At 74.2% G+C, this 26,609-nt stretch carries 12 protein-coding genes; 2 read left to right on the top strand and 10 right to left on the bottom strand.

Annotated elements, in window-relative coordinates:
• Position 1: 1 nt before the first annotated feature.
• The 8 genes from IOD16_RS16950 to IOD16_RS16915 all read right to left on the bottom strand — a co-directional run bounded on the left by IOD16_RS16950 (position 2) and on the right by IOD16_RS16915 (position 20,369).
• Positions 2-4,414, bottom strand: coding sequence for a non-ribosomal peptide synthetase family protein (locus tag IOD16_RS16950; protein WP_201440826.1), 4,413 nt, complete (start codon positions 4,412-4,414; stop codon positions 2-4).
• Positions 4,411-5,751, bottom strand: a complete 1,341-nt coding sequence (locus IOD16_RS16945) for an MFS transporter (protein WP_236595043.1) — start codon at positions 5,749-5,751, stop codon at positions 4,411-4,413. The genes IOD16_RS16950 and IOD16_RS16945 overlap by 4 nt, the downstream gene beginning before the upstream one ends.
• Positions 5,748-8,969, bottom strand: a complete 3,222-nt coding sequence (locus IOD16_RS16940; RefSeq protein ID WP_201440825.1) for a non-ribosomal peptide synthetase — start codon at positions 8,967-8,969, stop codon at positions 5,748-5,750. Before IOD16_RS16940 ends, IOD16_RS16945 begins: the two co-directional genes overlap by 4 nt.
• A complete protein-coding gene (locus IOD16_RS16935) occupies positions 8,966-9,643 on the bottom strand; it encodes a DUF6875 domain-containing protein (RefSeq protein ID WP_123741636.1) in 678 nt (225 codons plus the stop codon). Before IOD16_RS16935 ends, IOD16_RS16940 begins: the two co-directional genes overlap by 4 nt.
• Entirely contained in the window at positions 9,643-10,980 is a 1,338-nt protein-coding gene (locus IOD16_RS16930) for an FAD-dependent oxidoreductase (RefSeq protein WP_201440824.1), read from the bottom strand. The genes IOD16_RS16935 and IOD16_RS16930 overlap by 1 nt, the downstream gene beginning before the upstream one ends.
• A complete protein-coding gene (locus IOD16_RS16925) occupies positions 10,977-14,138 on the bottom strand; it encodes a non-ribosomal peptide synthetase (protein ID WP_201440823.1) in 3,162 nt (1,053 codons plus the stop codon). Before IOD16_RS16925 ends, IOD16_RS16930 begins: the two co-directional genes overlap by 4 nt.
• The gene (locus tag IOD16_RS16920; RefSeq protein ID WP_201440822.1) at positions 14,135-20,011 is read right to left on the bottom strand and encodes a non-ribosomal peptide synthetase; all 5,877 of its coding nucleotides are present in this window, start codon (positions 20,009-20,011) and stop codon (positions 14,135-14,137) included. The genes IOD16_RS16925 and IOD16_RS16920 overlap by 4 nt, the downstream gene beginning before the upstream one ends.
• A gap of 142 nt (positions 20,012-20,153) precedes the next feature.
• Entirely contained in the window at positions 20,154-20,369 is a 216-nt protein-coding gene (locus IOD16_RS16915) for an MbtH family protein (RefSeq protein ID WP_123741632.1), read from the bottom strand.
• A gap of 503 nt (positions 20,370-20,872) precedes the next feature.
• On the opposite strand from IOD16_RS16915, the gene IOD16_RS16910 reads away from it, so the two are divergent.
• Both IOD16_RS16910 and IOD16_RS16905 read left to right on the top strand, forming a co-directional pair.
• Positions 20,873-22,345, top strand: a complete 1,473-nt coding sequence (locus tag IOD16_RS16910; RefSeq protein ID WP_236595042.1) for a family 43 glycosylhydrolase — start codon at positions 20,873-20,875, stop codon at positions 22,343-22,345.
• 60 nt (positions 22,346-22,405) lie between these two features.
• Entirely contained in the window at positions 22,406-23,773 is a 1,368-nt protein-coding gene (locus IOD16_RS16905; protein WP_201440821.1) for a glycoside hydrolase family 43 protein, read from the top strand.
• A gap of 124 nt (positions 23,774-23,897) precedes the next feature.
• Here IOD16_RS16905 and IOD16_RS16900 read toward each other — a convergent pair whose 3' ends face one another.
• Together IOD16_RS16900 and IOD16_RS16895 are read right to left on the bottom strand one after the other, a co-directional pair.
• Complete coding sequence (locus IOD16_RS16900) at positions 23,898-25,616, bottom strand: DUF4082 domain-containing protein (RefSeq protein WP_201440820.1); 1,719 nt, start codon at positions 25,614-25,616, stop codon at positions 23,898-23,900.
• 157 nt (positions 25,617-25,773) lie between these two features.
• On the bottom strand, positions 25,774-26,568 hold the full coding sequence (locus IOD16_RS16895; RefSeq protein ID WP_201440819.1) for an SDR family NAD(P)-dependent oxidoreductase: 795 nt from the start codon (positions 26,566-26,568) through the stop codon (positions 25,774-25,776).
• Between the last annotated feature and the right edge of the window lie 41 nt (positions 26,569-26,609).

Here is a 26,609-nt window from a genome sequence, read left to right as displayed (position 1 = left end):
GTCAGACCCTTTCCGGCAGCACGCCCGCGGCGGCGAGGAAGTCCACGTGGCGGGCGATCATCTCCGCGTCGGCGGGCGGGAACTCCACCCCGCACGACGCCGCCGCGGCCCACGTGGCCGAGCAGTCGAACACCGGGTGCGCCCGGTGGGTGGTGGTCAGGCCGAACGCCAGCGGGCCGAACGCGCTGTCCGGGCTCTCCAGCATCAACGACCGCCAGTCCGGGTACTCCAGCAGGCGCGTCGGGTAGCCCTTGGCGGTGAGCACCTCGCCCAGGTCGGCGTAGCTGAACCCGTCGGCCCGGTAGTAGTGGAAGTCCCGGCCCAGCGTCGACGGCCGGGTCGAGATGCCCGCGATCGCGCCCGCCAGCCGGTCCACCGGCAGCATGTCGATCACGTCCGGCGTGTCCGGCACCGCGCCCGCGTGCGCGCAGGTCGCGATCTGCCGGCTCAGGTACGACTCGGTCTTCGCGGTGCCGGTGCGCACGTCGCCCACGATCGCGGCGATGCGGTGGATCGACACGGGCACGCCCCGGTCCCGGGCGAGCACGCCCATCATGTCGGCCACCCACTTGGTGGTGTGGTAGCCGGTGTCCAGGCCGGTCGGGTCCTCGGGCCGGTCGGCCTCGGTGATCAGCCGCCGGTCGTAGTTCGCGCCGAGGAACACGCCCAGCGTCGACATCAGGTGCAGCGGCTTGGTCGCGTACCGGGTGGCCAGCCGCAGCACGTCCACCGTGCTGCCCACGTGCGGCGGCATCATCCACTGGTAGGTGAGGACGAAGTTCATCACCGCGCCGTTGTGGTAGATCGCGTCCATGCTCTCGGCCAGCGCGTCGAAGTCCCGCTGCGCCAGGCCGAGCAGCGGCTGGGACATGTCGCCGACCACCGGCACCACCCGGGCCAGCCGCTCCTCGGGCACGTCGAGGTGCGCGCGCCGCAGGTTGGCGCGGACGCGGGCCAGGGCGACGGCCGGCGTCTCCGCCCGGACCAGGCAGTGCACTTCGGCGTCCGTGCGGGACAGCAGCTCTCCCAGCAGGTGCGCGCCGAGGAAGCCGGTCGCGCCGGTCAGCAGCACCCGCCGCGGAGGTCCCGTCCGCACCGGGTGGCGCGCCTCGATGTCGTCCGGCGGTGTGGCGTCGGCCCGCATCTCCGCCGCGGACGGCAGGCCGGACCGGTAGCGCTTGGCGAACGTGTGGTCCGACGCGGCGGCCTGCTCCACCACCTCGGCCAGCTCGGCGAGGTCGGCGGTGGCGAACAGGGCGCGCAACGGCACCGTCACGCCCAGCAGCGAGCGCACCTTCGCCAGCACGGCGGCGGCGATCAGGGAGTGCCCGCCCAGGCCGAAGAAGCTGTCCCGGCGGCCGACCAGCGGCACGTGCAGCACCTCGGACCACACCTCGGCCAACGTCTTCTCGACCGGTGTGCGCGGCGGCTCGTACGGCGTCAGCCGGGCCGCCGGGTCGGGGTCGGGCAGCGCCGCCGCGTCGACCTTGCCGTGCCGGGTCAGCGGCAGCGCGTCCAGCACCACGACCGCGCCGGGCAGCATCGCGTCCGGCAGCCGGCCGGCGCAGAACGCCCGCAGCTCGTCCAGCCCGGGCGCCTGCGCGCGCGGCACCACGTAGGCCACGAGCAGGTCGCCGCGCACCGCCACCGCGGCCTCGGCGACCGCCGGGTGCGCGAGCAGCGCCGACCGCACCTCGCCCGGCTCGATCCGGTGGCCGCGCAGCTTCACCTGGTCGTCCACCCGGCCGAGGAACTCCAGCGCGCCGTCGGGCAGCAGGCGCACCAGGTCGCCGGTGGCGTACATCCGGCCGCTCAGGACGGTGGGGTCGACCAGGTACGCCGACGCCGTGCGCGCCGGGTCGTTCCGGTAGCCGCGGGCGGGCGCCCGCCCGCCGATGTGCAACTGGCCGGGCACGCCGACGGGGACCGTGCGCAGGTCCGCGTCCAGCACGTACGCCCGCACGCCGGGCAGCGGCCGCCCGATCGGCAACGTCGCCGCGCGCGGGTCGACCTCGGAGGCGTCGACCGTGCGGTAGGCGGTGGCGCAGACCGTGGTCTCGGTCGGGCCGTAGTGGTTCACCAGCGCGACCTTCCCGCCGGTGAGGGCCGCCCACTCGGCGACCGCGGCCGTCGGCACCGCCTCGCCGCCGATCATCATCACGGTCAGCGGGCCGGGGTCGACGTCGAGCCCGGCCAGGTCCGACACCCAGCGCTTGAACAGCGCGGCGGGCGCGTCGACGGCGGTGACGGCGTGGTCGGCGCACAGCTTGAGCAGGTCCGCGCCGCCGATCGCGGCCGGTTCCGGGTGCACCACGACCGCCGCGCCCGCGCACCAGGCCGGGAACACGTCGCCCACCGACGCGTCGAAGCTCAACGGCGGGATCATCAGGATCCGCTGACCGGCCGCGAACCCGTGCAGGTCGATGAACGCGCCGGTCAGGTTCGCGAGCGTGTCGTGCTGCACCTGCACGCCCTTGGGCACACCGGTCGACCCGGACGTGTAGACGACGTACGCCAACCCGTCGTCGGGCACGACCGCGGCCGGCGGCGCGTCGGCCTCGCCGGTGAACGCGTCGTCGGCGGTGTCCAGCAGCGCGCCGTGGAACTCGCCGAACCGGTCCCGGTCGGCCGGCGCGGTGATCACCACGGGCGCGCCGCAGTCGGCCAGCAGCCCGGCGAGCCGGGCGGGCGGGTGCGCCGGGTCCAGCGGCACGTACGCGCCGCCCGCCTTGAGCACGGCCAGCAGCGCCACCAGCGCGTCCGGCCCCGCCTTCACCGCCAGCCCGACCGGGGTCTCCGGGCCGACGCCCCACCCGGCCAGCACGTGCGCGACCCGGTTGGCCCGCCGGTCGAGCCGCGCGAACGTCACCTCCGTGCCGTCGGCCAGGTCGAGCACGGCGGTGAGGTCGGGGTGCGCGGCGACCTGCTCGGCGATGCGGGTGAGCACACCGGGGTGGCGCAGCGACAGGGCCGGGTCCAGGGCGTCCTGCGGCTCGCCGTTGAGCCGGGCCGCGGCCAGCCGGTCGTCCCGCGTGGTCGTGTCCACCGCGGACAGCCGGGCGGACGGGTCGGCCACCAGCGCGGCGAGCACCGCGAGCAGGTGGTCGGCCAGCCGCGCGGCGGTGTCCGCGTCGAACACGTCCGCGCTGTAGTCGAGGTTCGCGGGCCAGTCGCCGTCGGTCTCCCGCACGTGCAGGGTGAGGTCGAACCGGCTGGTCCCGCGGTCGACGGGCAGCTCCGCCGCGTCCATCCCGGCCCACGAGCCGGTGGCGCCGCCGCGGTTGAGCACCAGCATCACCTGGAACAGCGGGTGGTGCGCGAGGTCGCGGCGCGGCGCGACCCGGGCGGCGACCTCGTCGAAGCTCACCTCGGCGTGGTCCAGCGCGTCGATCGCGGTGGCGCGGGCCCGCCCGAGCAGCTCGGCCACGGTCGGGTCGCCGGACAGGTCCAGCCGCAGCGCGGTGGTGGTGACGAACATGCCGACCGAGCGCTCCAGCTCGGGGAACGGCCGGTGCGTGGTCGGCGAGCCGATCACCAGGTCGTCCGTGCCCGACCGGCGGGCCAGCAGCACGCCGAAGGCGGCCAGCAGACCGGCGAACGTGGTGCAGCCGTGCGCGCGGGTCACCTCGGTGAGCTGCCCGGCCACCGCGGCGGGCACGGTGAAGCGGTGGCTGCCGCCCGCCGTGGTGCGGTTCGGCGTGCGCGGCCGGTCCAGCGCCGGGTCCAGCACGGCCGGCGCGCCGGCGAGCCGGTCGTGCCAGTGGTCAAGCTGCCGCTGCCGCTCGCCGTCGGCGAGCCGGTCGGCCTGCCAGTGCACGTAGTCGGGGAACTGCGCACCGGCCGGACCGGGCGTCACGCCCGCGTACACGTCGCCGACCTCGCCGGCCACCACGGCGAGGGACAGGTCGTCGCACACGATGTGGTGCGCGCTGAACACGACCCCCGTGTCGCCCGGCCCGACCCGCACGGCCCTGACCCGCAGCAGCGGCGCGACGGCCAGGTCGAACGGCGTGTCCACCTCGGACCGGAGGAACGCGGTCAGCTCGTCCTCGCCGTCGACCGACGAGAACGCCACGTCGGCGGGCACGTCGGCCGCCACCTGCTGCTCGGGCACGCCGTCGGTGTCCACGACCCGGGTGCGCAACGCCTCGTGCCGCCCCATGACGGTCCGCACGGCGGCGCGCAACCGGTCCTCGTCGACCTCGCCGGCGACCCGGAGCGCGGCGAACATGACGTACGCGCCCGCGTCCAGGCCGAGCCGCCCGGTCAGCCACAGGCCGCGCTGGTTGCCCGACAGCGGCACGACCGCGCCCTCGGGGCGGCGCGGCACCGCCTGGCGGGGCGCGGCGGCCAGGCCGCGCTCGGCGAGCAGCTTGGCCAGCAGTCGTTCGCGCTGGTCGGAGAGCTCGGTCATCCCAGTGTCCTCTCAGGTGACGGCGTCTCGTCGGCCACCGCGTCGGGCAGGTCGTCCACGGTCCGCAGGCGCGGCCGCGTCCAGGCGCAGGCCGCCAGCGCGAGCATCAGCACGCCGACGACCAGGAAGATCAGGGCGATGCCGCGGCCCTCGCCGGTGCCGATGAGCGCGCCCACGCCACCGGCGAGCGGGCCGTCGACGGCCATCAGGGGCTCGGCCACGCCGTCGGTCAGCGGGCCGATCAGGAGGAACGCGACGGGCATCGCGGCGGTGCCGATCATCCGCACCACGGCCAGCACCCGGCCCAGCACCGCCGGGTCGACCTTGGTCTGCAACAGCGTCACGCAGCACGTGTTGATCAGCGGCAGGGTGAACAGGAACGCGGGCGCGGCGATCCCGATCAGCCACGGCGACGGCGCCAGCGAGTGCAGCACCAGGAACACCCCGCCCAGCGCCACCCCGGCGTAGATGCCGTGCACCCGCCGTCGCGGACCGCCCCACACGCCCATCACCAGACCGCCGGCGAACAACCCGCTGCCGCCCGCGGCCATCAGCACGCCGAGCGTCGCGGGACTCGAGAACGACAGGATCAGCGGCTGCACCAACCCGCCCGCGACGGCGAACAGGAAGTTCCACACCGCGAACACCGCGCACAGGGCGAACAGCCCGGGCGCGCCGCGCAGCCACCTCAGCCCGGCGCCGATGCCCGCGCGCTCCCCGTCCGAGGCGCCCGCCGGCCGCACGGCCCCGTCGGGCAGCCGGGCCAGCAGCAACGCGCCGACCGCGAACAGCATCGACCCGAAGTCGACCAGCAGCACGCCCCGCAGCCCCACCAGGCCCAGCAACGCGCCCGCGACCAGCGGGGCGGCGATCTGCACGCCCTGCGTGATCTGCATCAGCCCGTTGATCCGGCCCAGGTGCTCCTTGGGCACCAACGCGGGCACCAGGGCCGTGTACGCGATGATGTGGAACGAGTTCAGCGTCGCGGTCAGCGCGGTGGCCACGTAGACCTGCCACACCGCCAACGAGTCGGTCGACACGGCCACCAGCAGCAGCGCCGTCACGACACCCGCCCCGACATCCGCGACGAGCATGATCCGCTTGCGGTCGTACCGGTCGGCGACCGCGCCCGCGTACGGCGCGAGCAGGATGCCGGGCACCACCGCGCAGAACTGGATCAGCACGAACGTCGTCACCGACCCGGTGCCCAGGTACACCCACACGCCGAGCACGAACGCGGTCAGCGCGGAGCCGATCACCGACACCAGCTGGCCGGCCCACACCACCGCGAACCTGCCCAGACCCGCCCGCCCGGTCAGCCCGGCCGGCGCGCTCATCGCTCGTCACCGAGCATCGACTCGACCTCCTCGGCCGACATCCCGGCCAGTCGCAGGCGCAGCTCGGCGACGGCGGCCACCCGCTCCGGGTCGTCCAGGTCGCCGAGGGCGGCGGCGACACCGGCGACGGTCGGCGCGGCGAACATCCGGCCGATCGGCATCACCACGGTGAACGCGGCCTGCACCCTGGCCAGCGCTTTCGCCGCGAGCAGCGAGTGGCCGCCCAAGGCGAAGAAGTCGTCGTGCACGCCCACTCCCGGCACGCCCAGCACCTCTGCCCAGATGCCCGCCAGCACCTCTTCCACCGCGTCACGCGGTGGCACGCGTTCGCCACCGACGTCCCACACCGGCGCGGGCAGCGCCTTGCGGTCGGTCTTGCCGTTGGGCGTGAGCGGGAACGCGTCCAGCACCACCGCCGTGGCGGGCAGCATGTAGTCCGGCAGCCGGGCCGCCAGCCCGGTCCGCAGCCGGGGCCACCACCCGTCGCGCGGCACGTCCACCGGGACCACGTAGGCGACGAGCCGTTCGTCGACGGCGAGCACGACCGCCTCGCGGACCTCGCCGGAGGCCAGCAACGCGGCCTCGACCTCGCCGAGCTCGATCCGGAACCCGCGCACCTTCACCTGGTGGTCGGCCCGGCCCAGGAACTCCAGCGTGCCGTCCGACCGGTGCCGCACCAGGTCGCCCGTCGCGTACAGCCGCCGTCCGGGCTCCCCGGCGAACGGGTCCGGCACGAACCGGCTCGCGGTCAGCCCGGGCCGGTCGTGGTAGCCGCGCGCCACGCCAGCGCCGCCGATGTGCAGCTCGCCGACCACCCCCGGCGGCACCGGCTCCAGGCCCGGCCCCAGCACGTACAGCCGGGTGTTGCCGATCGGCGGGCCCAGCGCCACCGGCGCGGGGGAGGGCTCGACCAGGCCGGCGGACGACCAGACCGTGGTCTCGGTCGGCCCGTAGGCGTTCCACAGCAGGGCGTCGTCGGTCAGCAGGTCGTCGGCCAGGTCACGCGGCAACGCCTCGCCGCCGCAGATCCGGGTCACCACCTCCGCCGGCACGCCGCCCGCCGCGTGCAGCAGCCGCCACGTCGCCGGGGTGGCTTGCAGCGCGGTGACCTCGCGTTCGACCAGCAGCTGCCGCAACGCCGCGCCGTCCGCGCTCACCTCCGAGGGCACGACCAGCACCTCCGCGCCCGCGGTCAGCGGCAGCAGCAGCTCCAGCACCGAGATGTCGAACGACAGCGTGGTCACCGCGGCCAGCCGGTCCTCGACGGTCAGCGCCAGCAACCGCTGGAACGACACCAGCAGGTTCACCACCGCCCGGTGCGGCACCTCGACGCCCTTGGGCGTGCCGGTCGAACCGGACGTGTAGATGAGGTAGGCCAGGTCCTCGCCGGACGCGGGGCACGGCACGGGCGCGGGCTCGACGAGGTCCGCGTCGGCGAGGCTCACCACCGGGCCGCCGAACGGCAGCTCCCCGTCGGTGACGAGCACGGCCGCGCCGGAGTCGGCCAGCATCGCGGTCAGCCGCTCCACCGGCCAGCCCGGGTCCAGCGGCACGTACGCGGCGCCCGCCTTCCACACGCCCAGCACGGCCGCGACCAGGTCCGGGGTGCGCGGCAGGCACAACGCCACCGCGGACCCGAGGCCCACGCCGTGCGCCCGGAGGAGCGCGGCGACCCGCTCGGCCCGCGTGTCCAGTTCCGCGTACGTCAGCCCCGGGCCCGCACCCGACACCGCCGGGCCGTGCCCGACGACCAGGTCCAGCGCGGTGCGCGCGGGCGGCAGGGCGAGGTCGGTGGCGTTGAAGCCCTCCAGCACCTCCCACCGCCGCACGCCGGTCAGCCCGTCCAGCTCGCTGATCCGCCGTTCCGGGTGCTCGGCGGCGGCGATGAGCAGCGCGATCAGCCGATCGGTGAACTCGGCGATGGTCGGCTCGTCGAACAGGTCGGTGTTGTACTCGACACCCAGGGCGAGCCGGTCGCCCTGCGGGTCGGCGGCCACCGTGAGGTCGAACTTCGACACCTTCGGATCGGGCACCAGCGCCGTGACGTCCAGCCCGGTCAGCGAGATGTCCAGCGGCGGGGTGTTGGTGAAGATCAGCTGGGCTTGGTGGATCGGCGCGTGCCCGGTGCTGCGCTGCGGGCTCAGGTGCTCCACCAGCCGCTCGAACGGCAGGTCGGCGTGCGCGAGCCCGGCCGCCGCGACCTCCCGGATGCGGGCCAGCAGCTCGGTGAACGTCGGGTCGCCGCCCACCCGCGCGCGCAACGCGAGCGTGTTCACGAAGAACCCGATCAGGCCTTCCAGGTCGGGGTGCGAACGCCCGGCGACCGGGGTGCCGACCACCACGTCGTCCTGCCCGGCCAGCCGGCCGAGCCGGGCCGCGAACCCGGCCAGCAGCACCATGAACACGGTGACGCCGTGCGCGCGAGCCAGCTCCTCCAGCGGCCCGATCGGGACGTAGCCGTAGCGCAGCGCGCCCCGGTGGGTGACCACCGGCGGCCGCGGCCGGTCGGTCGGCAGGGTCAGCAGCTCCGGCGCGCCCGCGAGGTGCCGCGTCCAGAAGTCGAGGTGCCCGGCGGCGAGGTCCGCCATCCGGTCCCGTTGCCACACCGCGAAGTCCGGGTACTGCAGGGTCAGCGCGGGCAGGTCGGCGTCGCGGCCGTCGAGCGCCGCGTCGTAGGCCTGGCCGAGCTCGCCGAGCAGCACCGACAGCGACCACGCGTCGGCGATGATGTGGTGCAGGGTGAGCACCAGCACGTGGTCGTCGTCGGCGAACCGGCCCAGGCTCGACGCGAACAGCGGCCCCCGGTGCAGGTCGAACCCGATGCCGCCGCGCTCGTCGGCGAACCGCTGCGCCGCCGCGTCCCGGTCACCGCCCGGGAGGTCGTGGGTGGTGAGGGTGGCGGCGCCGGTGGGCGCGACCAGCTGCACCGGTTCGCCGCCCGAGTCGGGGAACGTGGTGCGCAGCGACGCGTGCCGGGCGACCAGCGCGTCCAACGCCCGCCGCAGCGCGGCCCGGTCGAGCGTCCCGCGCAGCCGCAGGGCGAGCGGCACGTTGTAGACGGCGCTGCCGGGGGAGAACTTGTCCAGGAACCACAGGCGTTGCTGCCCGAACGACAGCGGGTACGCGGTGGGCGCGGCGGCCCGTGCGCGCAGCCGTTGCGCCAACAGCTCCCGCTTGCGCGCCGACGCCGTGGCGCCGGTGTCCCGCAGATCGGTCATGACGTGCTCCCCGATCTCGTCAGCCGGTCGGCGGCGGCCCGGACGTGGTCTCGCAGGTGCGTGGGCACGCGGTCGCCGAAGCGCTCCAGGTAGGCGGCCACGGTGGTGTCGTCGTCCCGCAGGAACGGGAAGTCGGTGGGCACCATGTGCCGGATCGCCAGCAGCGGCACGGGGCTGTGCAGCGGCCGGAAGACCGGGTTCCACAGGCCCGCCTTCTGCGGCGGGCCGGGGTGGAACTCGCCCAGCATCAGCCCGTCCCGGGTGTACTGCGGCTTGAGCAGCTCCTGAGCCCGGTCGACCACGCCGAAGTCGGTCAGGTCCGGGAACAGCAGCACGATGGTCTTGAACTGCGCGCCCGGACCCCTCGTCGGCTCCAGCTCGGCGAACCAGTCGCGGTAGTGCAGCAGCAGCGCGGCCAGCTCGTCGGGCTCCTCCGGCGTGCCGGTGTGCACGGACAGGTAGAACAGCCCGCGCTGCAAGGACGTGTCGGTGAACGGGCACACCGCGCCCCTGCGCCCCAGGTCCGGGTGCGGTCCGCACAGGTACTCACCGGCCCACTCGAACACGGTGCGCAGCGGCAGTTCGTGCGCCGCGACCGCGTCGGGCAGCCGAGGCGCGGCGAAGTCCGCCGGCTCGACCAGCGGGTGGGCCCGGTGGGTCGGATGGATCAGCATCAACTCCACCTGCCTTTGTTCCGTGACCGGCGGGACAGGCCCGCCAGCGCCGCACCGGTCAACGCGGCCGTGACACCGCCGAGCACGCGGTCCTGCCGCCGTGCCCGCGCCAACGCCTCGCCGTAGGGGACCGTGGTGTGCGTGATCAGGGTGTAGAGCGGCACCCACGCGTTCGGGAACACCCGGTGCAGCGCGAGGTCCACCTTCTTGCGCGCGGTGAACAGCGGTGAGCGCAGCTTGTCGCGCAGCTCCACGAAGTTGCGCTTGGACAGCTCCGCCAGCACGTCGGTGTGCGGCCGGCGGGAGCCCTCGAACTCCGCCAACGCCCGCGGCAGGTCGCGCGGGTGCGCGGCCAGGCACCGGTCGAGCACCGAGCAGTCCTCGAACGCCGCGTTCATGCCCTGCCCGAAGAACGGGTACACGGCGTGCGCGGCGTCGCCGATCAGCACCACCCCGCGCCCCTCGTCGGTGCTGACGTGCCACGGCGAGGTGCGCACGGTGACCAGGCCCGCGGGCGGGTGCGCCAGGAACTGCTCGACCACGTCCGGGATGAGCACGAGCGTGTCGGGGAACCGGCGGGCGAAGAACGACCGCACCCGCTCGGGCTCGGTCAGCCCGGCGAACCCGTGCTCGCCGTCGAACGGCAGGAACACGGTCGCGGTGAGCGATCCGTCCGCGTTCGGGTGCGCCACGATCAGGCCGTCGTCACCGGGCCACACGTGCAGCGCGCGCAGCTCGGTGCGCGGCTCACCGTCGTCGCCGACCGGGATCAACAGCTCCTTGTAGCCCCATTCCAGGAACTCCTGGTGCAGGTCCACCCGCAGGCCGCGGCCGAGGTGGGCGCGCACGGCGGAGAACGCGCCGTCCGCGCCGATGACCAGGTCCGCGGTGTGCGTGGTCCCGTCGTCGGTGGTGACGGCGGGCTCGGCGCGGTCGACGGCGGTCACCCGGTGGCCCCAGGAGAACTCGACGCCGAGCCGTTCGGCCTCGTCCACCAGCGCCACGTTCAGGTCGTGCCGCAGCACGGAGTGCAGGATCTGGTCCTCGGCCAGGCCGTAGGGCTGGAAGCGCAGCGTGCCGTCGGCCAGGTGCACGACCCGGCCGCGCATGGGCACGGTCAGCGGCACCAACCGCTCCAGCAGGCCGACTTCCCGCAACGCCACGATGCCGCGTTGGGACAGGCCGAGGTTGATGGACCGGCCTTCCTCCCGCACGCCGGGCGCCCGCGGGTCGCCGCGCCGTTCCAGCACCCGCACGCCGAACCCGCGCCGGGCCAGGTAGACGGCGGTCAACGAGCCGGCCAGCCCCGCGCCGACCACCACCGCGTCGCGGCTCACGCGTCGTCCTCGTCGACCAGCGCGCCGAGCAGGCGGTCGATCTCCTCGTCGGACAGCTCGTCGAGCTGGTCGAGCAGCGGCGCCGGACCCCGTGCCGCCGAACCCGTGCCGCGACGCAGGTTCGCGCACAGCTCGGCGATGGTCGGCGCGGCGAACAGCGTCGCCAGCGGCAGGTCCACGTCCAGCGCGACCCGCACCCGCGCCAGCATCTGGGTCGCGGTCAACGAGTGGCCGCCCAGGGCGAAGAAGTTGTCGTGCACGCCGAGCGGCGCGTCCGCGGGCATGCTCAGGACCTCGCGCCAGATCAGCGCCAGCCGCCGCTCGTCCTCGTCGCGCGGCTCGACCCGCTCGACGTCCTCGGTGGTCCACACCGGGTCGGGCAGCGCGTCCCGGTCGATCTTGCCGGTGCCGGTGCGCGGCAGCTCCGGCAGCACGACGACCGCCGCCGGGAGCATGTAGTCGGGCAGGCTCGCGGCCAGGTGCGGGCGCACCCGCCGGCGCAGCGCGTCCTCGCCGAGGTCGGGGTCGGCGGGCACCGCGTACGCCACGAGCCGCACGTCGGCGGCGTGCGCGGACCACGCGACGACGACGGCCTGCGCCACGTCCGGGTGGGCGCGGAGCACGGCCTCGATCTCGCCCGGCTCGATCCGGTAGCCGCGCACCTTGAGCTGCCGGTCGGCGCGGCCGAGGAACTCCAGCCTGCCGTCGGCGTGGCGGCGGACCAGGTCGCCGGAGGCGTAGAGGCGTCCGCCGGGCGGTCCGAACGGGTCGGGCCGGAACCGGTCCGCCGTCAGGCCGGGCAGCCCGTGGTAGCCGCGGGCCACGCCCGCGCCACCGATGTGCAGCTCGCCGATCACACCGGGCGGCACCGGTCGCATCAACGGGTCCAGCACGTGCAGCGACGTGCCTTTCACCGCCGGCCCGAGCCGCACGGGGTCCGGCGCGTGCGAAACCACACCGGCGGCCGAGTACACGGTGGTCTCGGTCGGCCCGTAACCGTCGATCAGGGTCGCGCCGTCGGTCTGGAGGTCGTCGGCCAGGTCGCGGGTCATCGCCTCGCCGCCGCTGATCCGCAGCCGCACGCCCGCGGGCACGCCACCGGCCGCGACGATCATCCGCCAGCTCGCCGGACCGCCCTGCACGACCGTCGCCCCCGTCTCCTCGATGCGCGCGCGCAGCAGCGCCCCGTCGGCGACGTCGTCCGCCGGGACCACCACGAGCGTCGCGCCGCTGATGAGCGGGGCGAGCATCTCCACCGCGGACACGTCGAACGCGGGCGTGGTGATCGACGCGAGCCGGTCGGCCGGCGTCAGCTCCATCAAGCCGCCCATCGCCCGCAGCAACGCGGCCAGCCCGCCCTGGGTGCAGCGCACGCCCTTCGGCTTGCCGGTCGACCCGGAGGTGTGGATCACGTAGGCCAGCGAACCGGGGTGCTGCTCTGCCCGAGGGGGCGTGTCGGGCTGGGCGTCGAGGTCGGCGGTGTCCAGGTCGACCTCGGTCCACGGCCCGGTCAGCGGTCCCGTGACCGCACGCGACGCGGCGTCCGTGACCAGCACCGGCACGTCGGACCCCGCCGCCATCGCGGTCAACCGGGCCGGCGGCCACGACGGGTCCAGCGGCAGGTAGCCCGCGCCCGCCCGCCACGCCGCCAGGATGCCGACCACCATCGGCGCACCCCGGCCGAGGCACAGCGCCACCGGCTGGTCCGCCCGCGCGCCCGTGGCCAGCAGCACGTGCGCCAGGCGGTTCGCCGCCCGGTCCAGCTCACCGCACGTCGACGCGCCCTCGACCGCGACCGCGTCCGGGTGCTCGGCCAACGCGGCGAACACCAGGTCGGCGGCGGTCTCGGCGGGCACCTCCACAGCGGGTTCCTGCGGCGCGTCGTCGCCGAGCCACAGCTCGGCCACCCGGTCGCCGGGCGAGGCGTGCACGGCGGCGGCGAACACCGAGTGCAGCGCGGCGATCGTCTGAGGCGTGAACAGCTCGGAGTCGTACTGCCAGTGCGCGAACCACCGCTCACCCGCCCGTTCGACGGTCAACGACAGGTCGAACTTCGCACCGCCGTTGGCGACCGGCTCGGGCCTGATCGTGATCGGGCCGGCGGCCCGCGGCGGCGGCACGGGCTCGACCGCGAACATCACCTGCACCAGCGGCGCGTGCGCCAGCGTCCGCTGTGGCGCGGCGATGTCCACGAGCTGCTCGAACGGCAGGTCCTGGTGGGCGAGCGCGGCCACGGTCGCTTCCTCGGCCGCGCCGACCACCTGGCCGAACGTGGTCTCCGGCGTGAACCTCGCCCGCAGCGGCAGGGTGTTGGCCACGAAGCCGACCAAGCCCTCGGTCTCCGGCCTGGTGCGCGCCGCCACCGGCGTGGCCACCAGGAAGTCCGCCTGCCCCGTCACCCGGTGCAGCACGCACTGGAACACCGCGAGCAGCCGGGCGAACGACCCGTCCGGCACGGTCAGCTCCGCCCGCAGCTCCGCGCCACGTCCGGTGGGCGCTGCCGGCCGCGCCTTGTCGGTCGGCAGCGGGAGCACGGTCGGCACACCGCGCAGCGCCTCGCGCCAGAACTCCGCGTCGGCGGCGAACGCGCCGCTCTCGGCCTGTTCCCGTTGCCACACCGCGTAGTCCGGGTACTGCACGGGCAGGTCCGGCAGGTCGAGCGGCACGCCTGCGGCCTCGGCCGCGTACAGCTGTGCCAGCTCGTCGAACAGCACCGCGCACGACCAGCCGTCGGCGATCGCGTGGTGCAGCACGAGGACCAGCACGTGCTCGTCGGGCGCGACCTCCACCAGACCGGCGCGCAGCAGCGGCCCGTCGTGCAACGCGAACGGTCGGCCGACCTCGTCGCGCACCACCGCGTCCACGTCGCCCGACAGCCGCGCCAACGGCACGGTCGACGTCGCCGACACCACCTGCACGGGCACGCCGTCCTCGTCCGCGAACCGGGTCCGCAACGCCTCGTGCCTGGCGACCAGCGCGTTCAACGCCGCCCGCAACGCACCGGCGTCGAGCGGGCCGTCGATGCCGACCCGCCAGCCGATGTTGTAGACCGGGCTCGCGGGCAGCAGCTGGTCGACCAACCACAACCTGCGCTGCCCGGATGAAGCCGGGAAGCGGAACACCTCGTCCGCACGCCCCTCTGGTAGCACCGCGCTCACCGCGATCCCTCCCCCCTCAGACCGACACCGTCCGGCCAACCCCGCCGGTCGACCGCCACCACCCGGAACTCCGCCGTGTGCCGTGCGCCCGCGGCGTCGGTCAACCACAGCTGGTCCGGGCCCGGCAGCATCTCGCCCACGCCCATCAGGGCGTCCGGCTTCTCGCGGTCCAGCGCGCGCACCGCGCGCGCGAACAGCTCGACCGACGGCTGGCTCTCCAAGTCCACGTAGAACGGCTTGTGCTCGACCGGGCTCTTCACGAACACGAACCTCGGCATGCCGTGCTCCCGCCGCCAGGACTGCGCCCGCAGGTAGCGGGTCGCCTCGTCCTGGGCGAACGCGAACGCCGACCTCGCGGCCGGCAACCGCCAGCCCTCCCTGGCGACGACCAACCGGTCGAGGCTGACCCGGGGCGTGCGCTCGCCCGCCGGCAGCAGCCGGAAGTGCTGCACCAGCTGGGCCATGACCTGCTCGTTGAGCAGTTCGACCAGGTCGACGTCCACCCGGCCGTCACGGCTGCGCGCCACCAACCGGCCGCCGCTCTCGGTCACCTCGCACGCGCCGACCGGCACCGCGCCGCGCAACCCGGGGCCGCACGCGTCGTGCCCGGACACGATCTTCAGGTCGTCCGGTGAGACGAGCGCGTCGGCGAGCCGTTGGGGCGTGCCGCCCTCCTCGCGCGTGGTGGCCAGCACGATCCGCGGCCCCGCCATGTCGTGCCGCATCGCCGCGCGCAGCTGGGCCGGGTCGGGGTGCTGGGAGACGAACAACGCCGAGCGCACCGTGTTCACACCGGGGTGCACCTCGCCGAGCACCCACCGGTAGTCGCCTGCCCGGATCGCGTCCTCGTCGCGTGCCGCGATCAGGACGTCGGGGCTGTGCTGCACCGCGCCGCGCCAACCCGGCCGGGGCGCGGCGAACGCCTTCAGCACGGCGTCGCGCACGTCCCGCACCCGGTAGTGGGCCTCGCGGCCGTCCGGCGCCTGCCCGAGGGCCTTGGCCCAGCGGTCCTGCAAGGTCCGGACGAGCCTGCCGATCAGCCGCTCGTCGAGGCGGAAGATCGTGTCGTTGGCCCACAGCCAGAAGTCGGCCAGCGGCACCCGGTCCGACCCGGTGGCCGCGACCCGCTCCCGGTACACCTCGCGCAACGCCCGCCCGTACAGGGCGGCGCCCGCGGAGGTGAACCACCGCGCGGCTTCCAGCACCAGCGACAGCGGCGTCCACAGCGTTTCCACCAGCGCGGGGGAGAGGGTGACGTGGAGGTCGCGCCGGCACTCCTCGTGCACGACCGTGCGACCGGCGTAGAAGAGGCCGGGTCGGCGCACCGCCGCCGTGCCGGTGATGGCGGTGAACGTCTCGTGCAGCTCGTCGATGGCGCGCACGAGCCGGTCCGGGTCGCCGACGGCGGCGGCGACCGCGTCCCGTCCGCGTTCGACCCGGTGGAGCGCCCGCTCGGCCACGGCGCGGACCTCGGGATCGCCGATGGCGGTGATCTGCTCGCGCAGCGCCGTTTCCGGCACCAACGCCTCGGGCGGCACCTCCAGGATCCACGCGATCCGCTTGGCCTGCCGGAGCCGTTCGAGGGTGGCGAGCACGTCGTCGACCGGCCGGCCGAGGCCGCTCGCGATCTCGGCGGCGCGGCGCAGGCCGTCGCAGGCGGCGAGCACGGCCGCGTCCGCCGCGGGCAGCCGCACCGGATCGGTCAACGGGACGTGCATGGTGTCGCCCACGACGTCCACGAAGGGCATCCGCCGCGGCACCGCCCACGGTCGCACGGCGTCCGTGGTCAACGCCTCGGCCACCTGCTGGACGGCCCAGTTCTCCAGGTAGGTGGTGCGCGAGCCGACCAGGTCGGGCCCGGGCCTCGCGGTGATCGCGGCGGGCGCGTCGTCCTCGACCCTGGCCCAGCCGACCGGGCCGAAGAACCCGATGGTGTCGTTCTTGGCGCTGTAGCGCTGGAGGTAGCTGACGACCGTGTGCTCGTAGCGCCGGTAGTCGACGTTGCGGGACGCGGCGCGGTCGCCCGTCAGCGCCCGGTGCAGCGCGTCCACGGCGGTCTGGAGGGCGCGCGGGTTCTGCCACGCGACCGCTTCGCGGAACCTGGCGTCCCCGCTGACGACTCGCAGCACCTCGGCGGTGGCCCGGCGGCCTGCGTCGAACCGCACCGCGTACTCGGCGAGCAGCGCTTCATGCCGGGTCGCGGCCTCCTCCGCCTCCGCCAACGCCGCGTCGACCCGTTCGTCGTCGGACGCCGCCGTCGGCCGGCCCGTGTCCGCGGCCGGGTCCGGGTCCGGGTCGACGACCAGCACGGTGGCCGGTCCACCACCGGCTTCGGGCGCGGCGCCCGCCGCCACCAGCGCCACGGGCGCGTCCCCGATCGGCGACGTGACCGTGGCCAGTGCCGCGCGGGCCTCGGCGAACCGTCCCTTGCGCACCAGCCGGCCGATCCGCCGCAACGCGGACCGCCGCTCGCCGCGCGCCCGGTCCTCCACCTCCCGCAGCACCCGGGACGCCGCCCACCGCGCCGCGCCCACCGCCTCCTCGGCCGCCGTCACCGCGTCCGCCGCACGTGCCGCGTCCGGGCTCGCCACGGCCAGCAGCGGTTCGATGCCGAAACCCGTCCCGCGCAGCTCGACCCACCGCCACGCCGCCCAGTCGCCCTCGGTCGGCAGCACCAGGTGATCCGCCACGGGCCGGGCCGACGCGCGCCGCGCGGGCACCAGGTACGCCGACCGGTCCCGCCGGGTGATCGGCGCACGGCTCGTCGGCGAACCCGCCGCCGCGTCCAGCACCGCCGCGCACCCCGCCAGCGTCCGCGCCCGGTGCAGGTCGGCGACCGGCACCTCGACCCCGAACTCCTCGCGCACCCGGAACGCCAACCGCACCGCGAGCAGCGAGTTGCCGCCCACCGCGAAGAAGTCGTCCTCGGCGCACACGTCCGGCGTGCCGAGCAGGTTCTCCCACAGTGCCGCCAACCGCCGCTGCGTGGCGGTCGACGGGCGGGTCCGGTCCGTGCCCCGCGCGCCCGGGGCACGGACCGACCTCAGTGCCGCCCGGTCCACCTTGCCGCTGCGGTTCAGCGGCAGCTCCGGCAGCGGCACGTACCGCGCCGGGCAGAGGTAGGCGGGCAGCCGTTCCGCGACGTGCGTGCGCACGTCCTCGATGGCCGAGGTGGCCGTGTTGTCGGAGGTCCGCATCGGGCCGGTCGGCACGATGAACGCCACCAGGTGCCTCGCGTCGTCGTCGCCGATCGGCAGCACGGCCGCTTCCGCGACCGCCGGGTGCTCCCGCAGCACGGCCTCGACCTCGGCCGGCTCGACCAGGAACCCGCGCACCTTGACCTGCCGGTCCACGCGGCCCAGGAACTCGAGCACGCCGTCCGGCCGCCACCGCGCCAGGTCGCCCGTGCGGTAGAGCCGCCCGCCGGGCGCGTCGCCGAACGGGTCCGGCACGAACTTCGCGGCGGTCGCACCCGGCGCGCCCAGGTACCCGCGGGCCAACCCGTCGCCGCCGGTGTACAGCTCGCCGGGCACGCCGACCGGGACCGGCCGCATCGACTCGTCCAGCACGTGCGCCGTGGTCCGCTGGATCGGCGTGCCGATCGGCACGGTCGCGCCCACGTCGTCGGCCGACCGCAGCACATGGCAGGTGGTGAAGGTGGTGTTCTCCGTGGGGCCGTACCCGTTGACCACCGGCTTCCCGCCGCGGACCGCCAACGCCGCCCGCACCGCGTCCGGGGCCACCACGTCGCCGCCGGCGAGCAGCTGCTCCACGTCCGCCAGCAGCGACGGGTCGAGCTGGTGGAACAGCCCGGCGGTCAGCCACAGCACGCTCACCCGGTGCACGCGCAGCAGGTCGGCCAGCACCGCCGGGTCGGGCGGGCCGGCCGGCGCGGGGACCACCCGGCCGCCGGTCAGCAGCGCGCCCCACACCTCCAGCGTGGTCAGGTCGAACGCGGTCGCGGACAGGTGCAGGAACGTCCGGCCCGGCCCGAACCGGGCGAACGTCGGCCGCGTGACCAGCCGGACCACACCCCGGTGGGGCACGGCGACGCCCTTCGGCTTGCCGGTCGACCCGGACGTGTAGTTGACGTAGGCCACGCTTAATGGATGCGCGGGGACGCCGGGAGATACCGGCGACTGCTCCGAAAGGTCCAGTTCCGGCAGGACGATCGACGTAACGCCGTCGGGCAGGGCACGCGGCCGATCGGACACCACGAGGGGTGTGCCGGACTCGCGCAACGCCACCGCGTCGCGGGCCGCCGGGTTCGCCGGGTCCAGGGGCAGGTAGGCCGCGCCGGTCTTCAGCACGGCCAGCATCGCGGTCACGAAGTCCGCACCCCGCGGCAGCGACAGCGCCACCGGCAGGTCGGCCCGCGCGCCGCGCGCCAGCAGCACGTGCGCCAACCGGTTCGACCGCTCGTCCAGCCGGGCGTAGCTCAGCCACCGCTCGCCGTCGAACACCGCGTCGGCGTCCGGCCGCAGCCGCACCTGCTCGGCGAACAGGTCCGGCACGGTCGCGTCCGCCGGGTAGTCGACTCCGGTGTCGTTCCACGCGGCCGGCGCCCGCGTGTGGTCACGCGGCTCGCCCAGGTGCCGCACGGGCCGGTCGGGCGCTTCGGCCATGCCCGCCAGCAGGTCGCGGACCTGCGCGAGCACCGCGCCCGCCGCCCAGTCCGGGAACCGGCCGGTGTCGTGGATGAGCTGGAAGCTCAGGCGTGGTTCGGCGAACGCGTACAAGGTCATGGCGTAGCCGGGGGTGCGCAGGATGCGGACCCGCCTGCCCGGTGGCGCGGACGGCCGCGCGGCCAGCACCGCGCCGAGCTCGCGGCGTTCGAACAGCACGAGGCTGCGCGTCGACGACGCGTCGTGCCCGGCCGCGCGGCGGATCACCGGGAGCGGGCACAGCTGGTGGTCCCGTGCCCGCACGGACCGCGCTCGCACGGATCGCAGCCAGTCGGCCACCGACGCGTCCCGGTCGACCGGCAACCGCAGCGGCACGGTCGCCAGCAGCAGGCCGAGCATGTCCTGGGCGCCTTCGACGGTGTTGTGGCGCGCCGCCCGGGTCACCCCGAACAGGGCCTCGTCGGCGCGGGCGTGCGCGGTCAGCACCAGACCCCACGCGGCCAGCACCGCGGTGTTCACCGTGACGCCCGCCCGTTCGGCCAACGCCCGCACGGCCCCGGTCTCGGCGTCGGACAGGTCGAGCGCGGCGGTGGCCATCACCGGTGTGCCGGGCCCGGCGTGCTCCAGGGGCAGGGGACCGGGTTCGGCCGATCCCGCCAGTTCGGCGGCCCAGAACCGCTCGTCGGCCCGCCGTCGCGGGTGCTCGGGCGCGATCCGGGCGTCGTGCCACCGGGCGTAGTCGGCGAAGTCGGGCCGTGGCGCGAACTCGGCGGAGCCGCCGACGAGCCGGGCCGCGTAGTCGTCGTCCACCTCGGCCAGCAGCATCGCGAGCGACCGGCCGTCGAGGATCGCGTGGTGGAACGTCACCACGACCACGTCACCGGGCAGCGCCACGACCCGCAGCGGTGACGCGGCCACCGGGTCCACCCCGGCCCGGCGGTCGGCCGCCAGGAACGCGTCCAGGTCCGTCGCCGAGTCGTCGACCAGCACCGGGACGTCGTCGACGGGCCCCGGCCACTGCTCCATGCCGCCGTCCGCGCGCCAGGCGAACCGGGTGCGCAGCACCGGGTGCCGGTCGACGGCGGCACGCCACGCCGCGAGGTACGCGGAAGTGTCCAGGCCGTGCGGCCAGTGCTGCACGCACTGGATGACGTCCGTCCCGGCCGACGGGTCGCGCAACCCGGCCGCGATCATTCCGCTCTGCAACGGCAGCGCGGGCGCGACTCGTGACGGCGAATCCGTGTGCACAAAGCCTCCCGGACGAATGCTTTTCGGGCGCGCACACGACCGGGCCGGTCTCCGGGAAAAAATCTCGGAGACCATTTTCGGGCAGCGTGGGACGCCCCTTTGGCGGGGTGTTGGGTAATGCGCGGGGGTGCCGGGAAGAGCGTCAGCCGCGGTGCGCGGCGAGGTGCTCGCGGACGCTGCGCGGACGCATGTCCGTCCACACCCGGTCGATGTGCGCCAGGCAGTCTTCCCTGGTGCCGCGTGTTCCCTCGGCCCGCCATCCCGGCGGGAGGTCCCGGTCGGCGAACCAGACCGAGTACTGCTCCTCGTCGTTCACCACGACCAGGAATTCATGGTTTTTCGCGTGCTCGTCGGTCATGCAGAGAACTCCTGCCCTGGGCCGCTGCGGGCGGATCGCCGGTCCGCGCAACGTTACGCCGCGCGTCTCGTAATGTGGAATCCTCTAAACGGTCGAACCGGTCATTTGTCCGCTGCGGTCGGAACTATTTATCCTGCCTATGGAACGTCGCGCGCCGTGTCCGCCCGGTCACCGGAAGCATTCTTCGCGGCGCCCGCCGGGCAATTCCCGGCAAGCACGAAAACCGGACCCTTGTTATCGCTAACAGACAGGGGTTATGCGACCGAACGGCCCAATGGGGCGGAGCCGGGCGACCCCAGGGCGGTGCGTCAACAGTGGGGACACGCGGCTATTGAACCGTCGCCGATCGTGCTGTTAGCGTTAACAGACGCGATGCCCCGGTGGACGGCGACCCCGCCCGCCCGCACCCGTTCCCGCCGCCACGCCGTCCCCCCGGCCCGCACCGGCTTCCACGCCGGCGGGTCGACCGTGTTCGTCCATGCAGCGTCGCAGGGAGAGCAACCATGAGATCGACTTATCGGCGCGCGCGCCGCGGCGGGCTGGTCCTCGCCACCGTCACCACGCTGCTGGGCGCGGTGACCGCGGCCCTGCCGCCCGCCGCGTCGGCCGCGGTGGTCGACACCAACGCCTCGTACGTGCTGGTCAACCGCAACAGCGGCAAGGCGCTCGACGTCTACGACCTGGCCACCAACGACGGCGCGCGGATCTCGCAGTACACGCGCAACGACGGCGCGTGGCAGCAGTGGCAGTTCGTCGACTCGGGCGGCGGCTACTACCGGCTGAAGTCGCGGCACAGCGGCAAGGTGCTGGACTTCGCCGACACCGCCGACCGCACCGGGTTGACGCAGTGGACCGACCGCAACGGCGCCAACCAGCAGTTCCGGTTGGCCGACTCGTCGGGCGGGTACGTGCGGCTGGTCAACCGGGCCAGCGGCAAGGCCGTGGACGTGCTGGACTTCTCCACCGCCGACGGCGCCCAGGTGGTCCAGTGGCCGGACACCGGCGGCACGAACCAGCAGTGGCAGCTGGTGAAGCTGGGCGCGCCCACGCCGGGCACGTTCACCAACCCGATCAAGCGCAACGGCCCCGACCCGTGGCTGCAGTATCACAACGGGTACTACTACCTGGCCACGACGACGTGGAACTCCACGATCACGATGCGCCGTTCGACGACCCTGGCCGGCCTGTCGACCGCGTCCGACCAGGTGGTCTTCACCCTGACCCGCTCCAACGGGTGCTGCAACATGTGGGCGCCGGAGTTCTTCCTGCTCAACGGCCGTTGGTACCTGTACTACGTGGCGGGCCAGAACGTGTCGGACTACAACCCGACGCAGCGCCTGCACGTGCTGGAGTCCTCGGGCTCCGACCCGATGGGCCCGTACTCGTTCAAGGCCGACCTGGGCAGCACGTGGGAGCTCGACCCGAGCATCCTGCAGCACAACGGGAAGCTGTACCTGATGGGCAGCGCGATGGACGGCACGCAGTCGCTGACCATCACCCCGATGTCCAACCCGTACACGCTCAGCGGGTCGCGGCGCACCATCTCGCAGCCGACGCTGTCCTGGGAACGGCAGACCGCGGCGGTCAACGAGGGCGCCGAGCCGCTGTACCACAACGGGAAGACGATGATCGTGTACTCGGCCAGCGCGTGCTGGGGCCCGGACTACAAGCTCGGCCTGCTCACCCTGACCGGCTCCGACCCGCTCAACCGGTCGCACTGGACGAAGTCGCCCAGCCCGGTGTTCCAGCGCAACGACGGCAACGGCGTGTACGCGCCGGGCCACAACGGGTTCTTCAAGTCGCCCGACGGCACCGAGGACTGGATCGTCTACCACGCCAACGACTCCGCGGGCGGCGGCTGCGACATGAACCGCTCCACCCGCGCGCAGAAGTTCACCTGGAACTCGGACGGCACCCCGAACTTCGGCACGCCCGTCCGGCTCGGCGCCACCCTGACCGCGCCCTCCGGCGAATGAGACTCCCCCGGGGCGGGTGTCTCCCGCCCGCCCCGGGGTCCCCCGAAAGGCACACGGCTGATGCTGCAACGACGCACACTGCTGGCCGGCGGCCTGGCCTCGCTGGCGCTGGCCCGGACCGGGATCGCCACCGCGGCGCCCGGTGACTCCGCCTACGTGATGGGCTACTTCACCGAGTCGCCGAACAAGGTCGCCGACCGGTACGCGCTGCACCTGGCGGTCAGTACGGACGGGCTCACCTGGGTCCCGCTCAACCAGGGCAACCCCGTCGCCACCCCCACGGCCGGCACCGGCGGCCTGCGCGACCCGTTCATCATGCGCAAGCAGAACGGCGGGTTCGTGGTGCTGGCCACCGACCTGACCGGCACCGACTTCACCCGCCAGAACCAGTACATCCACGCCTGGGACTCGGCCGACCTGCGGTCGTTCACCGGCTACCGCAGGCTCAAGATGCACTCGATGCCGACCCACACCTGGGCGCCGGAGGCGTTCTGGGACGCCGCGCGCGGCCAGTACGGCATCCTCTACTCGGCCAACAGCGGCGGCCGTGACGCCTTCTACGTCAACTACACCACCGACTTCGTCACCGTCGGCGCGCCGCAGCTGTTCTTCGACCCCGGCTTCAACGTGCTGGACGCCACCGTGCACGTCGGCAACGGCACGAACTACCTGTACTACAAGAGCTTCGCCGACGGACGCCTGTACGGCGCCCGCTCCAGCACGCTCACCCCGCGCAGCTTCGACCGCGGCACCTACACCAGCGGCGTCGTCAGCGGCGGCATCGAGGCGCCCATCGTGGTGAAGGCGCACAACCGCAACGAGTGGTGGTTGTGGGGCGACTCGTACTCCCCGGTCAACGGCGAGCTGTACGCGTGGCGCAGCGGCGACGTCAACGCCGACTCCTGGACCCCGCTGACCAAGGCCCAGTACACCCAGCCGCTCAACGCCAAGCACCCCACCATCTGCGGCATCACCGCCACCGAGCACACGAACCTGCTCGCCCGCTGGGGCGCGCCGGGCTGGAACCGGATCAAGTCCTACAACTTCCCCGACCACCTGGTCCGGCACGCCGACAACGTGGCCCGCATCGACCCGTACCCGTTCGACCCCTACCAGGACTCCCAGTGGCGCCTGGTGCCCGGCCTCGCGTCGTCGGCCGGGGTGTCGTTCCGCTCGGTCAACTACCCGGACCGCTACCTGCGGCACGTGAACTACGAACTGACCCTGGCCGCGAACGACGGCAGCTCGACCTTCGCCGCCGACGCCACCTTCCAGCGGGTCGCGGGGCTGGCCGACCCGGCCTGGACCTCGTTCCGGTCGCACAACTTCCCCGACCGCCACCTGCGGCACTCCGGTTACGTCCTGCGCATCGACCCCGTCAGCACGGCGGGGGACCGCGCGGACGCCACGTTCCAGGTCGGTCACTGACCCAAAGGTCGGTCCGACCCGGCTGTGGGCGCGGTACCACGGCGGCGTGCCGCGCCCACAGAGCCCTGTCCCGACAACACGGCGGCCGTGGACGCCCGGGTCGGGACCCGGGCGTCCACGGCCGTCAACCGGTCGTGACGACGACGTCCACCCAGTAGTTGTTGCCGATGTAGTGCTGGTCCGGGAACCCGGTCCCGGTCCGGTACCTGCCGTTCGCGTAGGCGCCCGGCGCGGTCCACAGCGGGGCCGACACGACCTGGGGCCGGGTGCCGAAGTAGTGGTTGGTGGCGGAGTGCCGCCCGGTGGGCGAGTAGTAGGAGGCCACGTAGACCTGGTCCGCCTCGATGGCGACCGGGGTGGCGAAGGTCAGGGTCTGCCAGCCGGTGTCGGTCTCGTCGGTGAACGTGCCGGTGGCCAGCAGGACGCCCTGGTCGGTCCACAGCGAACCGGTGTGGGCGCCGGTGTTGCCCGCGGCCTTGTAGAACTTGACGCCGGTGACGGCGCCCGGGGTGGAGGAGCCGAACCGCACGCCCAGCTCGACCGGGATGCCCTGGCCGAACGCCGTCGTGCCGGGCGAGGTCGCCTCGCTGAACAGCGAGCACGGGCAGGACGTCGCGGCGCCGGTGGTGAACGCCCACGTCGCGGGGGATGCCATTGCGTTGCCGTTGACGTCGGTGGCCAGCACCCGGGCGGTGTAGCGGGTGCCGGGGGCGAGCGGGCCGTTCGGCGTCCACGTCACCGTGCGACCGTCGGCGGACAGGGCGGAGGTGCCGTACAGGGTGCCCTGGCCGTCGTCGACGAGCCGGACCTGGGTCGCGGCCAGGTCGATCGCCTCGTCGAACTCCAGGGTGAGCACGCCCGCCACCGCGACGCCGGTCTCGTCCGCGGCGGGGCTGCGCGCCCCGAGCGCCGGCCGGGTGTGGTCGCCGTTGGTGCCGTGGCGGTAGACCACGTCCACCCAGTAGTTCGACGCGCGGTACCCGGTGGTGGGCATGCCGCCGCCGTAGCGGAACACCCCGTTCTGGTTCGTCTGGCTGTTGACCACGCCCTCGATGTGGTTGTAGCCGATCACCCTGCCGTAGGTGCCGAAGTGGTCCTGGTTCATCGAGTAGCGACCGCCGGGCGCGAAGTACGACACGACGTAGGTCGGGCCCGGCTCCACCACCACCGGCGCGTCGAACAGCAGGGTCTGCCAGCCGGTGGCGGTCTCACCGGTGAACGTGCCGGTGGCCAGCAGCTGCCCGGCGGCGGTCCAGAACGAGCCGGTGTGCGTGCCGGTGTTGCCCGGCCCCTTGTGGAAGCGGACGCCCAGCACCTCGCCCCGGCTGGTGAAGTAGACCTTCATCCCCAGTTCCACCGCGGCGGCGTCGCTGGTGGCGGCCGTGTCGGGGGTGGTGAAGTCGTCCCAGATCGTGCACGGGCACGCGGCCGGCCTCGGCGAGCCCGTGGTGAACGTCCAGGTGTGCGTCGCCGGCGCCTCGTCGGCCTGGACGGAGGCGGTGTAGGCGGCGCCGGGGTCCAGCGGCGCGGCCGGGACGAACCGCGCGGTCCGGCCGGCGTCGGCGAGGGACACCTGTCCCGGCACCGCGCCGGCGGGTCCGGTGACGGTGAACCGGAGGGACGGTTCGGTGACCGTCCCGTCGAAGGTGGCGCTGACCGCCGGGGTGAGCCCCACGCTGCCCGCGCCGGAGAGCGGCGAGGTGCCCACCAGGGTCGCCTGGGCGGCGACGTCCTGGGCCTGGGCGGGGATGACGAGCAGCAGGGGCACGACCGCGGCGGCGACCAGCGCGAGCAGCCGTGCCCCCGGTCTGGCCGGCTGGTGGTCCGTTCCTGGCGAAGACATGTTCCCGCCTCTCCTCGCGGGACCGCGGTGGCCCGCTCCTGTCAGCGGGATCGAGGCGGGGGGAGCTCCCGTTACGCTCCGCTTCGGAACCGTTACGGCATCCCGCGAGGTGGTCGACTGTTCCCGGAACCGGTTCCCGAGGCGACGGCCCCGAGGGTCACGGCAGGATCGAGTCGACGTAGCCGCCGTCCACGCGCACGGCGGCGCCGGTCGTCGCCGATGCCTGCGGCGAGGCCAGGTACACCACGAGGTTGCCGATCTCCTCGGGCTCGATGAGCCGGCCGAGCAGGGACTGCGGCCGGTGGGCGCGCATGAACTCGCGCTGCGCCTCCTCCCACGGCAGCGAGCGGTCCACCAGCTGGTAGACGAAGTCCTCCACCCCGCCGGTGTGCGTGGGCCCGGCGATCACGCAGTTCACCGTGACGCCGCTGCCCGCCGCCTCCTTCGCGAACCCGCGCGACACACCCAGCAGCGCGGTCTTCGACACGCCGTAGTGGATCATCTCGGCGGGGATGACCACGGCCGAGTCGCTGGCGATGTACTGCACCCGACCCCACCCGCGCTCCCGCATCCCCGGCAGGTAGGCGCGCGTCAGCCGGACGGCCGCCAGCACGTTCACCTCGAAGTACCGCCGCCACTCGTCGTCGGTGATCTCCAGCGCCGGGCGCGCGCCGAAGACGCCGACGTTGTTCACCAGCACGTCCACCTCGGGCAGCGCCGCCACCAGCGACGCCGCGCCCTCCGCCGTCGACACGTCCGCCGGCACGCCGACCACGTCCGCCCCCGGCACCACCTCCCGCAGGCGCGCCACCGCCTCGTCGACCACGTCGACGCGGCGCCCGTTCACCGCCGTCCGGGCCCCGGCCCGCGCCAGCGCCACCGCGATCGCCTCGCCGATGCCCTGCGTGGAACCGGTGACCAGCGCCGTCTTCCCGCTCAGATCCAGGTGCATGGCGCCCATGATCGCGCAAACGGCCCAACGCCGCCGGTCAC

It is taken from the genome of Saccharothrix sp. 6-C (assembly GCF_016695385.1).
GTDB lineage: Bacteria > Actinomycetota > Actinomycetes > Mycobacteriales > Pseudonocardiaceae > Actinosynnema > Actinosynnema texasense.
Note: the sequence above shows the minus strand (reverse complement) of the source record. Positions and strands in the feature narration are given on the sequence as shown.